Below are 13,649 nucleotides of genomic sequence, written 5' to 3' on the forward strand. Positions count from 1 at the left end.
AGACTTCCTGCACACCTACAACCACCACCGCTGCCACACCGCACTCGGCGGCCACCCACCCATCAGCCGCGTAAACAACCCTGCGGGTCAATACATCTAGCTGCCTTCCGCCGCTCGCACCCGGCACGAACGAACCATAGCTGCGGCTGGCGCCGGGGCATGGCAAACACTCCGCTGCAACCGGCACGGCCGCGCACACTGCCCGCCACCCATCGCTCCAGTGCCCCGGGGGTATTTTCGCCGTTACAGAAATTCTTCAGCGTACGTGCCCCGCGCCCGTTACAGGACGTTACCGAGAGCCAGGTGCACGCCCTGCTGTAGCGGATGAAGCACGGACTCCTCAGCCCAGCGGACAACACCTTCACCCCTCGCTGAACATGTCCGCACCCGCACAAATGAGATCCGGGTTCTGGCACACATTCCGTGAAGACGATCAGCGAGATGGCGTGGCTTGAGGTGACACGCGGACTGGCCCCACCCCACCGGTGCGTGCTGCCCGCGACGGCGACAGCGACTATGAGCGCATGACGTATTTGGCAAGCTCCTCCACGGACTGGTGGGCAGTGGGCACGAGTCTCGTGTCATCTGCGGCAACAGTGGCCGCCGTCGTCCTTGCCTGGCGTGTCGCTCTGCGAGAAGGCCGGCAGCGGGATGTGGAACGCCGAGAGCGTGATTCAGCGCAGGCCCGACTTGTGACCTCCACGGTGGACCTTCCGAATATCGTCGTCACAAACCACAGCGGTCTGCCTCTGCTGCGCATCAGCGTGACTGGACTGAGGGTGAAGACCTGGGGTGACGGTTCGCTGTGGTGGTGCCCAGTCCAACATCCCGCGTACCGCGACGAACCCCTCGCTGCTGGCAAAAGCTGGTGTGCGACTGCTGAAAGTGAGTTCCGGCAGGATGAGAATCGCCGTGAGAAGCTGATCGGCGACGAATTTACACTGATCTTCTGGTTCGTCGATGCGAGCGGACTGCATTGGAAGAGGGAAGGAAATGGGACCCCCGTACTGGTGGGTCCGTAGCGCAACAGAAATGTGATCAAGTGCCGCCCTGTCTAGGACTCCACTGTGCAGGCCCCGCTCTCGCTTCCCGCAAGAACCCGCCCCTGCCCAGGCCAGCCCACGCCACGGCACCCGTGGCGTACGTTCCGGTCCCTCCCGGCGCCACCGCGAAAACCCTCATCACCGAGTTCGCCCGCCACCTCGGCATCCCCGTCACCACCCGCATGACCCAGACCCAGATCACCGATGCCGTCAGCCACACCTACACCCACGCGGCGTCCAACTCGTCCTCATCGACGAAATCCACCGCCTCAGCCCCCGCACCACCACAGGCGCCCAAACCGCCGACCTGATCAAAGACCTCACCGAACGCCTGGCCGCCACCTTCGTGTACGCCGGCATCAACGTCACCGACACCCCCCTGTTCGGCGGCACCCGCGGTGCCCAGCTCGCCGGACGCGCCACCCTCATCGACTGCGGCCCCCTCCCCCCGCCCGCCCGCCACGGCACCCGCCAGCCGTTCCGCGATGTCATCACCGACATCGAGAAGCCCTCGACCTCCAGCGGCACAACCCCGGAACCCTTCCGGCCCACGCCGCCTACCTTCACCAACGCACCGCCGGCCGCATCGGATCCCTCACCCGCCTCATCGCCAAGCCGCCATCACCGCCATCCACGACGGCACCGAACGCATCACCAAATCTGCCCTCGCCGCGGTACAACTCGACCACCTCGCCGAACGACACAGACGCCCCACCCGCAGCTGCTAACCCCACCTCTCAACGAACCCACAACACCACAGGCCAACAAACACCCGGCCCACCAACAAGCCCCCCTCCGAGCGTTAACGGCGGGGTCGTTGGCGAGGGGACGGGTCAGGGCCGCATGGGAGGAACGGTAGGGCCGGGCTCGGACATCGCCGGGTCGCTGCCGCCACTGTCGTCCGGGTACAGGCGGCGGTTGAGGAGGCGGCCGAGCGTGTGCACGGCGGTCTGGATGGCCAGGCGGTCGGCGGCGGTGAGTTGGGATGCCAGCTGCGGGTGGTCGTTGCTCACGGCGGTCCATCCGGCGGGCTCGACTGCCGCTCGTGACGCTCGACGAAGACGAGGACCGGTGACGACCGGGGCTTGCGGGGCTAACCCCGCGCTCCAGCATCAGCAGTTCGGCGAGGAAGCCGCGGTAGGTCATCTGGTCCTTGATCGCCCGGTCGGCGATGTCGGAGAACTCGTTGCGGATCGACGGCAGGACCCGGAGCTGTGGAGCCTGAAGGTGCGCTCCACCACCAGCCCGGTGCAGCTGGCGTTGTGGCACGGGCGGGGACCGGTGACCATCTACGCGACGCACGCGTCGCTGAGGGTCCTGGCGGAGCCTTTCGAGGGCGCCTACGGCCAGAAGTTGGTTCCAGTGGACCTGGCGGTGATCGATGAGGCCCACCGGACTTCCGGGGTCGATGGGCAAGGCGTGGGCGGACGTCTACGACCAGACCGTCATCCCCGCGGCGCGGCCGGCAGAGGTGCGCGCGGCCGTGAGGCAGAACTTGCCCTCGCAGACGGTGAAGGACCGAGTCTCCAGAACATGCGCTTCGAAAGCGGCAGGTCGGTTGCGGAGCGTGCTCCGTGCCGGTCGCTCAGCACCGACACCGAAGGCCCGCGGTTGCGCACAAGCCTCCAGGGCAGATCTCAAACGTGTCCGGGACACGTCTCAAACGTGTCCCGGACACGCTGATGACCAGCATGGACAGGCTGCACGATGTCCCGGACGCCTGAGACTGTTGCGCCGCGCACGACAGCCGCAGCACGCTTCCGTCACAAGCCGCCCACCGCCGCAGAGTCCCTCGGCCAAGCACCTGGGCTGCCGATGCAGGAAACGGAACACTCCGTTTGGTTCAGTGTCAGCTCAAGCCAACCGAACAGGTCGAGGTATGAATGATGGTCAAAGGCGCCCCTAACTTTGCTGCATTAGCGATCAGTCTTGCAGCTGCAGCTTCAAGTCTCGCAGTTTCACCGGCCTCCGCCCAATCAGCCGCCGCCCCTTGCTCGGGCTATCGGGTCAGTCAGGTCACGGGTGAGTCTCGCTGCATTTCTGGCTCGTGGGGCGTTTCTCACCGAGTCCAGATCAACTGTCTCAGCCCTTTCGGCGACCACGTGGTGTCAGGGTCATGGGTAGGTAGCACCAGCAGGTCTAGGGCTACGTGTCCGAATTTGGAATACGCCAACGATATTTGGTCGGATTGGCAATACTGAAAAGGTTAGGCAGTCCGGCGCAGTTGTCTGCCTCGGGGGCTCCCGGTAGTTCTGTTGGGGCACCTCGTGTTGCACGACGGCGCAACCGGTAATAGCCCCGCGGGAGCGCGAGACCAACGCCTACGCCGCGGAGTTCCTCACCCCTTTGCCGCCCCGCCGCCTTACCTGGCACCTCTAGCCGAAGTACGCAGAATCTGGGGCTTCAGCGTGAACTACCGCCGAGGAAACGGCCGGCGCTCCGATGCGACGGCGAGCCGGGACTACCGTCGCCGGCCCATGCTCGAGGACCAGTCAGGCTTCGCTGCCGAGCCCATCGACGGCTCTCCGGTGAGCAACCCTCTGCATGCGGATCAACGCCTTCGTCGAGCAGCACCTCGCCGATCCGGCGGTGCCTCTCGACCTGACCAACCCTCATCTGATCACCCCACTCGCTCGACTTCAGGAGGAGAATCATGTCTGTACGCACGCTTATAGTGAAGCTTGGAGTCGCCGCCGCCCTCGGAGCCGCCCTGAGCACCGGTACCGTCGCGACCGCGCACGCCACATCGATCCAGGCTGAGGCGCCCACAACAACGGCCGCACCGGTGCAGGCTTCGGACGCTTCACCCGCTTGGTTCGGGGACATCCATGTAACGGTCAACACCGCGACTAAGTTCGGCGGCTGGGTCGACGGCAACGGCCCGGACAGTTACCAAGTCCTGGCGACCTGCAAGGACGGGTCACCCAGGGAAGGCGCCACCCGGTGGGCTGGGGACCGTAGGGGGTCCTTTGTTTCCTGCAGTTCGGGCTTCGCCCAGAGGTTCTTTGACCTGATCCCGGCATAGCTCGCCCAGGAAAACTTAGGTCGTGAAGCCAGGTCTGCGCCTAAGCTCTCAAGAACATCAACACAGCAGGGCTGAATCAGCACGATGACGTCACCCTGCGGCCAAGCCCTCTTGAACCCGCGTAGCCAGACGCCCACGGTCTTCCGGACAGCCGTCGACTGCCTGCGGCTGTCCGGATGCGTCAGCCGGATCTGTTCAGTGCGGCAGCGGTTTGCGGAGGCGGGATCAGTTCGATCAGGAAGTCTTGGTCGGTGGCGCCGGAGCAGCGGCCCTGGACGACTTCCGTGCCCTCCTCAGTGTCCTGATCGCGCAGGCTAAGACACTGACCGGTGGCGGCGGGGCGGAAGAGGAAGCGGGCGGTGGCGGGTGAGCCGAAGCGCTCGATGCGGAACTGTTGGGCCCTGTTGTCGTCGGCACAGTCGTCGCGGGGTTCCAGCAGATCGCGCGCTGGTCCTTTCGACAGGAGAGTGAGACAGCCGATGCCGTACTTCGGGTGGTGCCACTGGATCTGCACCGTGTTTTTGCCCACCGGTTCGAGGTACACCTGTGGCAAGCTGGCCGCCGTGCAGGGCCGTTGGGCAGCGACAGCGGTCCGGTAGCGGCCGGTGCGGTCCCTGCCTTCGGTGAGGCACAGCTCGGGTGTGCGAGCGGGGTGGATACGCGCCCAGCTGCCCACGGCCAGCATGCGTAGCCCGGTCACCGGCATCGCGGGCAGGACGGTCTGTGCTGGCGCTTCGTGGAACTGGCTGCCGACACCGAGTGTGCCCACGGCCCCGATGCACGCAGCACTGACCAGACCGGCCATCCGACGCCATCCCGGGGCGCGCGCCGCGACGGACGCGCCAAGAGCCGACACCGACGTGCCGCGATCGTCACCGGCCTCGTCCCCGGTCGGTACGGACCCGTGGGTGGCGATACGGCGACGCGCCTCGAGCCACTTGCGGACTTCTTCTTCGTCGAGGCCGCAGGCGCGGGTGAATGCCTCCACGAACCGCTCCCGAGGAAGGGTGTTGCGGCCGAGGGTATTCGCGATCGTGCTGGTCGGGAGGGTATCGGTGTGCGCAGCGGCTTTGGCTTCGAGCTGGCGGTAGGTTAGTCCGGACCAAGTGCGCAGCGTGCGGAGCGCCTCGGTGAATTCGGCGGAAGTCCTGGTCTGCGTCGGCTGCGGTTGCTCCTCCGGTGACTTGGCGAAGCCACCTCCCCTTTGGCTCATGGCTTCAGGGTGGCTCACGGATGGTGATCGGTCACCCTGCAATTCGGCCTTGCCACTCCAAGCTCGGAGGCGTGATCGTGACACCTGCGTGCCATGGGCGGGATCAATAGGGCAGCGGTCGCATTTCCGTGACCAGCAGCCCCAGCATGCGGAAGCGGGCCAGCTGGCCGAACAGCTGCGCCTCATCGATGACGGTGCCGTAGAAGACCGTCTGTCTGCCCAGCATCACGGAGTCCAGATCGGGAGCGCTACGCAGCGTTCTCCAGGACCGGTCCGCGGACCCTGTTGGCGCTTCTTGCAAATCCCCACCACTTCTCAGGGGCTGGCCAGACCTGCTCACCTTCGCTCCTCACCCATCGGCCTGAGTCCCAGTGGCTTCTGTCAGGTGCATGGTGCAAGGTGTGCACGGTTGCCATGATCTATGGACATGAACAGACGTAAGCTGACCGGGGGGTTGTGGGCGTTCGTGTGCGCGGCAACGGTGGGGACACTGGCGGCGTGGGGTTCACCGGGGCTTAAGCGGGGTGATGTCGACCCGGTCAGCGCGGCGATCGGCTTGATGGGGCTTGCGGTGGCGGGCTGGTCGGGGTGGATGTCCTGGAGGGGCCTGCGCCATCAGGAGAGCGACGCGGTGGCAATGGCCGGTCGGCTAGCGCAGGCGGTGCTGCGAGCGGAGACCGAGGCGAGGACGCAGTTACTTGGCGGGGACGGTACGACCATCGATGTGCGATTCGACTTCAGACCGGCTTCGGCTCGCAACGCCGTCGGTGCCGCCGTGGAGGGGCGATTGAGCGAGGTGGTGAACTACTACCGGCAGCTGCGACCAGGGCGCCTGGTGATCACCGGGGCACCAGGGGCGGGCAAGACTGTGCTCGCCCTCGAGCTCCTCCTTGCCCTGTTGGAGGAGCGTAGGCCGGAGGACCCGGTACCGGTACTGCTGCCTCTGGCTTCCTGGGACCTCTTGCCTGCCTCTCACCTCGGCACCGGGCCGAGCACGGGTGCCGGCCATGATCCGGGCGCGGCGGTGCAGGTGGTACGGGCGTGGGTATGTCGGCATCTGGTGGACACCTATCGGGGGATCTCCCCGACTGCCGCAGCGGCGCTGATGGACGCAGGGCTCATCCTCCCGGTGTTGGACGGGCTGGACGAGATGGACACCGCAGACACGCCCGGGTACGGCTCCCGGGCCCGGCAGGCGTTGGACATGCTCAACGCCTTCCAGCGTGGCCGGGCGAAGGCGAACCTGGTGCTGACCTGTCGCAGCGGGCAGTACCAGGCGCTGGAAGCATTGGAGGTTTGGGCTCAGGACGCTGCACGAGTGGAGATCGGTCGGATCAGTCCTGCTCAGGCCCGCCTGTTCATCCAGCAACGGGTGGTAAACCCCGCGCGATGGCAGGGCGTGCTGGACATCCTTGAGCGGGCCCCGTCCTCGCCGCTGGCGCGGGCTTTGTCCACCCCATGGCGGCTGACCGTGGCCGTGACCGTTTACGAACAGCGTGATCTCGATGGCGCTTATCTGCACTCGCCTTGGGACCTGATCCGTCCCGAACTGGGCAGCGACCAGGCGGTCCGCGACCACCTGCTCAAGCTTTTCCTCCAGGATGCCACCGCCCGGCACCGTGCCTCGCGGAGCGACACCTACACCCCCGATCAGGTCCGGGCCTGGCTGGGTGTGCTGGCCGCCTACCTCAACACCAACGCCGCCACCGGCCGAACCGTGGCTGGAAGAGCCCTGTCGGGTACCGATCTGGTCCTGCACGAATTGTGGCCCGTGGCCGGCAGCCGCCGCCCTCGCATTGCCCACCTTGCTCTCGTCGCGGGAGTGTTCCTGGGTGGCGCCGCCCTGGGCATGTGGGGATTCAGCATCGAATTGTCCGGCGGGGCAGTCCTCGCCATGGTCGTGGCCCTCTTGGCTCTCGGTCTCACGTATGTTTATGTGTGGCCGGTGCCTTCGCGACTCGACCTGGCACGGCTGCGTACCCCCCAGGGCCGACGCACTGCAGCGTTCTGGCTCGCGGACTCGCTCATGCCCATGGTCGCCGCTATCTGGTTGTCTGGCGGGCGCACGGACGCGGGCACGCTCAGCGTCGTAGATCCCCGCGTCCTTGTTCGTTTCAACCTCACGAGCGGACTCGTGGTCGGGCTGGGTGCGGGCTGGTGTTCGTGCTCGGGGCGACCGAGGTCGCGGCCGGGAACGTGCCGACCACGGTCGGGATCGTCCTTGGGGTCACGCTGGCGCCCGGGGCGGGGATTGTGGGGAGTGCGGGGATGCGTTATATCGCCCTTCTGCTGTGCACCCGCCTCGGTCCCCGGGCTTTGCCCTGGCGCCTGGGCCGGTTTCTGCAATGGGCTACCAACGCCGGCCTGCTTCGGGGGGCTGGCATCGCCCACCAGTTCCGCCACCGCGAACTACAGGACTGGCTTGCCGATCCCGCCAACCGCACCTGATGGCCGCGGCCTGCATCACGCCCTGCTGGACGCCGACGCCGGCTGGCTCCGGGCGGTCGTCGCCGACTGCGGCCTTTGGGGGCAGAGCATCGGCGTGCCGATCCTCGCGTGCACCCTCGACCACAACAGCCTGTCGACGCGGCGGAACTGGCGCTGACGGCCGGACCGCACTCCGTCCCGCCAGCCCGGCCGACAGCGGTGCCCGAGCCGCCGCCTCGGCGGGATCACGAGGGCTTTCGGCTGCCGCTTGTGCGGGCTCACACTCACGATGCGGGAACTTGATCTCGCGGGGTCGCCCAGAACAGGAAATGACGATGACGACTCCCGGCACCGCCGGTCACGGAGCCCGATCCCACTGCGCTGACCTGCTCGGCCCGTCCTATACGAACGGCGGCGGAGGCGGTGGGGGCTGCTCACTCTGCCCTGCCTCGCGCATCCCCAACTTCATGGCACTCAGCACGGCATCCACGTCCGACTTGTCACTCCGCCGAAGTACGAAGATCTTCAGCGCCTGCCCCTGTCACGACCCTCACCCGTGACATCACCTCTCTGCGTCCAGCCGCGCGCCACCGGAACGAGCACCATCCGAACGAGAACCGAGCCGACCGCGGGCCGCCCGCATCGGACGCCCGAGGACGACTGACACCCCAATCGGGATGAACCCCATGGTCGACGTCAATGAGTCCGGCATCCCGACCGGCCCCATGCGCGGTCCGTGCGGCTGGCCCCGGGGTGGTTACGACTCATCCGGATGAAGGCCGAACAGGTCGGCGTGGTGCCTGTTCATGTGTTCCCTCAATTCCGCGGGAAGGCGGGATACCAGGGCCTCCATGGTTGGGCGGGCGTGCGCCCCTAACCGGTCGCGGTCCCGGTCGACCAGGTCGCACAGCAGGGGCAACAGGCGCCGACCCACCGTGACGTCCAGCCCGGCGGTGTCGAGTCCGGCGGCGACGCGCGCGTACAACTGCCTAACTTCCTCGTCCGGTAGTGCCGACCCGGTGTCCAGCCACAGCCGCAGCAGGTCGTGCACGACGGAGGTCGCGGGGCGGCCCCCGCCACCGTTGAAGGTGGTCACCAGCGGTCCCAGCGACTCCAGCAGCGGCTGGGCCACCTGCAGCAGCACGCCCTCGGTCGTCCCGGCGGCGAGACGAGCTTTGTGCCACATGTCATCCCAGTAGGCGACGTACCAGGCCACGGACCCTGCCTCGCGCGGCGTGACCTGGTACATCCAGTGGGCGTCGACGACTTCGGGGCGTGCGGTGTCATCCTCCTGCCGCAGGCGGATGTGCAGGTTCCGCCCTGCGACGTCCCTGACGTGACTGACGTTCAGGGCCAGGGCGAAGTCCGCCCACTCCACTTCCGGTAGCGAGGCACGCCACAGCAGTGTGTGGGCGTGCCAGGCCTGACCGGGGTCGTCCTCGGCAGGGAACAGGGTTGCTGCCGTCGTCTCGCCGGTCAGCAGGACGACCAGCATGACGAGGTTCGCGCTGTAGATGCCGTGCCGCGAGGAGACTGGCATTCGGCGCGGGCTGTACGTCGGGTACGACCGCTTGTCCCCGCGCTCCTCCCGGCCCCGCTCCCAGTGCACCCGAACCACCAGGTCGGCGATCCGCTCCCGCTCCTCCGGCGAGAGCCGGGCGACGCACGCGCGCGCGAATCTCAGCATCTGCCTTGAGAACAGGGGCGCGAACGACACCAGGGCGTAGAGGAGGTCGTCGTCCAGGGGCTCCGCGCTCCGCAGCAGGGCGGGCCGATGGCCGAGGAACCGTACCAGTTGTTGGACCGCCAGGCGCACGGCGAGGTATTCGCCGAACGTGGCATGCAGGAACTCGTAGCTGGACAGCCGCTCGCCGTCCCGGATGGACTGGGCTCGCTGGACAAAGAAGAATCGGCCGAGCGCGGCCTCGGCCTGGTCCAGCGGCTTGCGGAAGCTGTCCGACCGCTCTTCGGACTGTCCGTAGATGGCTCCGAGATCGTCCTCCAATTCCTTATTAGACACCCATTGGCGCCTGCGGTTGAGCATGGAGAAGGCCACGATCGACAGCCGCTGCAACTCGCTTTCGACGCGCTCGTCGACCTGGCTGTCCCATAGGGCGTCCCCGGCGCTCTTGCGCACTTCTCGCCGCGCGAAGGAGATCAGCAGAGCCTCGTAGAGTTCGGCCTCATCAAGGGGGCGGCCGTCCTCGCCCTGGAAGTCGTTTCCGGCGCCGTGGAAGAGGGCGAGCATGGTCAGCAGCAGGGGCTGTTCGGCCAGTCTGCGGTGCGGTGCTAGCAACTCCCAGCTCAGGGTGGACAGTCCACGGGCGAGGAGACTGCGGGCATTGCGGTTGTTCCACTGCTGGATCCACACCCTGATCTGGTCCGGCTGGAAGGGCTCGAGCCGGAGAGCGACTGTGCCGGGCGGTTGCTGGGCCCGGTCCGCGACCGCGGTCCGGCTGGTCACCAACGCCAGCACGGGTCTGCCCTGCTCGCGCTCCCTCTCCTGAAAGCGGGCGACGCGTATGAGGAAGTCACTCTGCCGCACTCCGGTGGTCTGCAGGAGTTCGTCGAAGCCGTCCAGCAGCAGGACGGGAACCGCCGTACCGGCCGAACGGACCAGTTCCGGCCAGCCGACCCTCTCCCCCGTCGCATCACGCACGGCCTGCTCCAGCTGGTCTTGGAGGTCGTGCTCGGCCCGCACGTCGCGCAGCGCCACCCGGACGGGCAGGAAGCCCGTGGCGGGCAGCCGGGCCGCGAGGATCATGGTGAGGACGGACTTGCCCGCGCCCGGCTGCCCGAGCACCAGCAGCGGAACGTCCCAGAGACCCGGTGATGTGAGGGCGCCGGCCAGATAGTCCGTCAAGTCGCTGCGCACCGGTACCCCGGCCCACCACTCCTCGTCGGCGGGATTGTCGTGGTCGCCAACGGCGCGCACCTTGAAGTCGGGGTCAAGGTAGACCTCGTCCAGGGTGGGCATGCGCATGCCTTCGGGAGGCGAGTCGGCGGCGAGGATGCGGCGACTGAGCGCCGCCTGGTGGGCGCGCGCCAGTGCCCGGGCCGCGTGCTCCGGGGGGCGGCTCAGAGCAGCGGAGGACGCCAGGACCTGTTCCAGATGCGAGAGCGCCCGCCGCAGCTCGGCCCTCGTCGCTTGGTGCTCCAGCTGACCGGTCCAGTAGAGGAACTCCGGGGCCTCCTGGACGAGTCGGCGGTACAGCTCCTCGTACCGTTCCACCGCACGGCGCGGCAGGGTCCGATGCACGGTGTCCGTGGCCGCCTGCCTTTCGCGGCTCGGCAGGCGGGCCCACAGATCGAGCCCCTCCAAGAAGCGCGTGATGCGGCCGCCCAGGGACTCGTACCACTGCCCGAGCGCGACGAGGGTGTCCTCGTAGGGGAGGTGCGGGGCCGGACAGGGTGCGTCGACCTGAGCCAGGGTCTGCGCCAGCCCCTCCGGTGCGGGCGGCTGGCCAGCCACGAGCCGCATCTGTTCCCGGCGAGTGAGGCGCACGTCGTCCCACGAGAAAGGGAGTTCGGTCTCCTGGAGCACTTCGAAGAACGCCAACACGACGATGACCGTGTGGGCCGCCTCCAGCAGTCGGGTGCGCGCCGCGCGCCCGTCGGCGCCGCGCAGGCGGTCCCCCAGGCTACGGGCCGCCGCACGACCCAGCCCCAGGATGCGTCCGCGTTCGCCTAGCATGCCGAGCACCTCGCCGCTCAGGCCGCCCGTGGCCAGGTTCAGCGCGCCACCGACCGCCCGGTCCACGGTGGCCGTCGCGGGGGGATCCTGACCGAGGAGCACCAGCGCGTCCCCGAACGAAAGCAACCTGCGCGACACCGCCACACCCCCCGTGATCGCCCGCGCACCCAAGGTCAGCATCGTGTCACGGCGGCCCCGGCGGGGTCAGCGGATCACCAACTTCCGTGCCCGGGCGCAGGATTCGGTTAAGGCAGCATTGCGAGACGGGCCGGGGAGGCGGCGGGCCAGGAGTCCCCTTCCGGGAACCAGAGGTGCGGAGGCTGTGCAGACGCCAGGCTCATTGACTCGTTCGGGTTCGCTCCAGGAGCCCTGTAAGTAACACCATGTAAGCGTTGCGTTACTGAGTACCTGACAACGAGGTGACCCGTGTATTTCTCGTCCCGAGTGGCTCGCACTGCGGCGGCTCTGATGCTGGCCTCGGGTGCCCTGCTTGCCAGTGCACCCGCCGCCACCGCCCAGCCCTGCCCGAATCCTGCTGCATGCCCGCCATGCCCTCCAGACCTGTGCCCCCCGCCGCCTGATTGCCCGACTCCGGAATCCTGCCCACCGATGCCCGGCGACGGCAAACCGCCGATCCTCGGCTTCGGCATCGTCGAGGCAGTGTTCGATCTCCTCGGACAGGTCATCCCGGGCCTCCCGGGGGACGGTGGAGGTGGCGGCGGGGGCGGCGGTCCTTCTGAGCCAGGAATCAGAGAGGCCCGCAGACCCCACACACACGAAGGTGTCGAATGTCCTTGTCATCTCGCGCCGCCCGCTTGATGGCAGCTCTGGTGCTGGCCTCAGGTGTCCTGCTGGCCAGCACGTCCACAGTCGCCGCCCAGCCCGCTGAGGTTCCGGTGACCTGCCCACCCCAGAACCCAAGGTGCTAGGTGTGCTGTCCCGGGACGTTGGTGACAGGCGACACGCCTTGAGTGGTCCTTGAATGGAGCTGGCCCACAAACCCTGCACCAGCGCCGCTGCGAGCCATCTGTCTACCCTGAGGCGATGGGCCGCACCGTGGTGGCCGCCACCCTCACCCGCCCCCTACATTCGATCACTGCCGGACAGCTTCGTCCGACCCGGTGCTCAACCGGACCTGGGTGGGCTGACAACGAGTCGGCATTTCGTCCACTGGTGACCGGCATTGGCGGATAGCCTCCTGGCCCGCTTCACCAGTTGTTCCACGTGTGCGTCCGTGGGTGTTCAGCTTCCCGTGCCGTGAGTACGGTCAGGGCGTCACCGTGGCCGGTTCGGCACGAGCGCGCGCCTCTGCCCACGCTCCTACGCCAGGTGTGGGAACACTTCACGCCGGTTCCGCCGCTCAGTTCGCAAGGCAGACCAACACGGCTCCGGTGACGGCGGCGACGGCAGCCGCCATGAGGAGGCCGGAGAGAGAGCCGACCTCTGAGGGCGGCATCCACCAGGTGATCGAACCGGCCACGGGCGCCGGCAGTGCCGCCCACCTTCCGATGGGAGTACCTCACTGCCGGTAGGTCGTTCCGGCGGTAGAGGTCAATCCCGTGTCGGGTGGTGACTGCGTCGATCAGGACCTGGAGGTCGGGGGCCTTGCCGGTCATACCCGCCACCACCGGCTGAGGGTGATGGCGGGGTCTCTGATCCCTGCCACCGCTGTCGCCTTGCTGGCCGGACTGGCCGTCTTCTGCGCGACAGCCATGCCACTGTGGCACCCCGGCCAGTCTCCCTTGCTGATCGCCGGGGTGCGCCAGCCTTCGCTGTAAATTTTTCCCGTCCACTCGGCCGCGTTCGGCCAGGTCCGCTCCCCGTGAGGAGTCGTCGTCCCGCCCTCAAGCCCTTGGTCGGATCCGGGTCCGGCTCGCCCCGCCCCCGGTTCAGCGGTGCGGTCCGTTCCTCCCAAGGTGGGAAGTTCTGTCACTTTCGAAACACACCCCCAGCCGACATCCCGGCGGTGGAACCGCGTCAGCAGCCGGGCCGTCTCGCGTCGATCAGGGCTCCGACTGACGTGCGGACGCGTGCGTCAACCGCGGCCGGGGGGACCGTCGGCAACTTGCCCTCCAGATAGAGGAAGGCGAGCCCGTGGAGCAACGCCCAGCACGCCACGCCCAGGGCGTCAGGGTCGGCGTCGGGGCGGGCTCGCGCGGCGGCCCGGCGGACGAAGGCGTCCACGTCCGCCGCTGCCGCGGTCCGCTCGGTGTCCGCGGGGTCGCAGGAGGTCCTGAACATGATCCG

The 13,649-nt window shown here is 67.7% G+C and carries 7 protein-coding genes and 4 pseudogenes; 5 read left to right on the forward strand and 6 right to left on the reverse strand.

The window, feature by feature from the left end:
* From ABTX60_RS42075 to ABTX60_RS42085, 3 genes and pseudogenes are all read left to right on the forward strand, one after another.
* A pseudogene (locus ABTX60_RS42075) lies at window positions 1-100 on the forward strand (IS481 family transposase); the annotation flags it as partial.
* A 592-nt stretch (window positions 101-692) separates the two neighbouring features.
* Entirely contained in the window at window positions 693-1,022 is a 330-nt protein-coding gene (locus tag ABTX60_RS42080) for a hypothetical protein (protein WP_352101946.1), read from the forward strand.
* Window positions 1,023-1,129: 107 nt separating this feature from the next.
* A pseudogene (locus ABTX60_RS42085) lies at window positions 1,130-1,771 on the forward strand (TniB family NTP-binding protein); the annotation flags it as partial.
* A gap of 105 nt (window positions 1,772-1,876) precedes the next feature.
* Here the strand turns inward: ABTX60_RS42085 and ABTX60_RS42090 are convergent.
* Together ABTX60_RS42090 and ABTX60_RS43380 are read right to left on the reverse strand one after the other, a co-directional pair.
* Window positions 1,877-2,056, reverse strand: coding sequence for a hypothetical protein (locus ABTX60_RS42090; protein ID WP_352101947.1), 180 nt, complete (start codon window positions 2,054-2,056; stop codon window positions 1,877-1,879).
* Between the two features lie 91 nt (window positions 2,057-2,147).
* Window positions 2,148-2,297 (reverse strand): annotated as a pseudogene (locus ABTX60_RS43380) (IS21-like element helper ATPase IstB); the annotation flags it as partial.
* 1,399 nt (window positions 2,298-3,696) lie between these two features.
* On the opposite strand from ABTX60_RS43380, the gene ABTX60_RS42100 reads away from it, so the two are divergent.
* Window positions 3,697-4,068, forward strand: a complete 372-nt coding sequence (locus tag ABTX60_RS42100; protein ID WP_352101948.1) for a hypothetical protein — start codon at window positions 3,697-3,699, stop codon at window positions 4,066-4,068.
* A 181-nt stretch (window positions 4,069-4,249) separates the two neighbouring features.
* Here the strand turns inward: ABTX60_RS42100 and ABTX60_RS42105 are convergent, their stop codons facing one another.
* Both ABTX60_RS42105 and ABTX60_RS42110 read right to left on the reverse strand, forming a co-directional pair.
* Window positions 4,250-5,281: a helix-turn-helix domain-containing protein gene (locus ABTX60_RS42105; RefSeq protein WP_352101949.1), complete on the reverse strand. Its 1,032-nt coding sequence runs from the start codon at window positions 5,279-5,281 to the stop codon at window positions 4,250-4,252.
* Between the two features lie 103 nt (window positions 5,282-5,384).
* Window positions 5,385-5,621 (reverse strand): DUF8691 family protein, encoded by a 237-nt coding sequence (locus ABTX60_RS42110; RefSeq protein WP_502992502.1) that lies wholly within the window; start codon window positions 5,619-5,621, stop codon window positions 5,385-5,387.
* Window positions 5,622-5,918: 297 nt separating this feature from the next.
* Here ABTX60_RS42110 and ABTX60_RS42115 point away from each other — a divergent pair.
* A pseudogene (locus ABTX60_RS42115) lies at window positions 5,919-6,584 on the forward strand (NACHT domain-containing protein); the annotation flags it as partial.
* A 1,881-nt stretch (window positions 6,585-8,465) separates the two neighbouring features.
* Here the strand turns inward: ABTX60_RS42115 and ABTX60_RS42120 are convergent.
* Window positions 8,466-11,582, reverse strand: coding sequence for an NACHT domain-containing protein (locus ABTX60_RS42120; protein ID WP_352101951.1), 3,117 nt, complete (start codon window positions 11,580-11,582; stop codon window positions 8,466-8,468).
* Between the two features lie 1,797 nt (window positions 11,583-13,379).
* Window positions 13,380-13,649 (reverse strand): WHG domain-containing protein (locus ABTX60_RS42125; RefSeq protein ID WP_352101952.1); only part of this gene is annotated, 270 nt, incomplete at its 5' end.

It is taken from the genome of Streptomyces sp. NPDC126510 (assembly GCF_040302345.1).
In the GTDB taxonomy this organism is placed as follows: Bacteria; Actinomycetota; Actinomycetes; order Streptomycetales; family Streptomycetaceae; genus Streptomyces.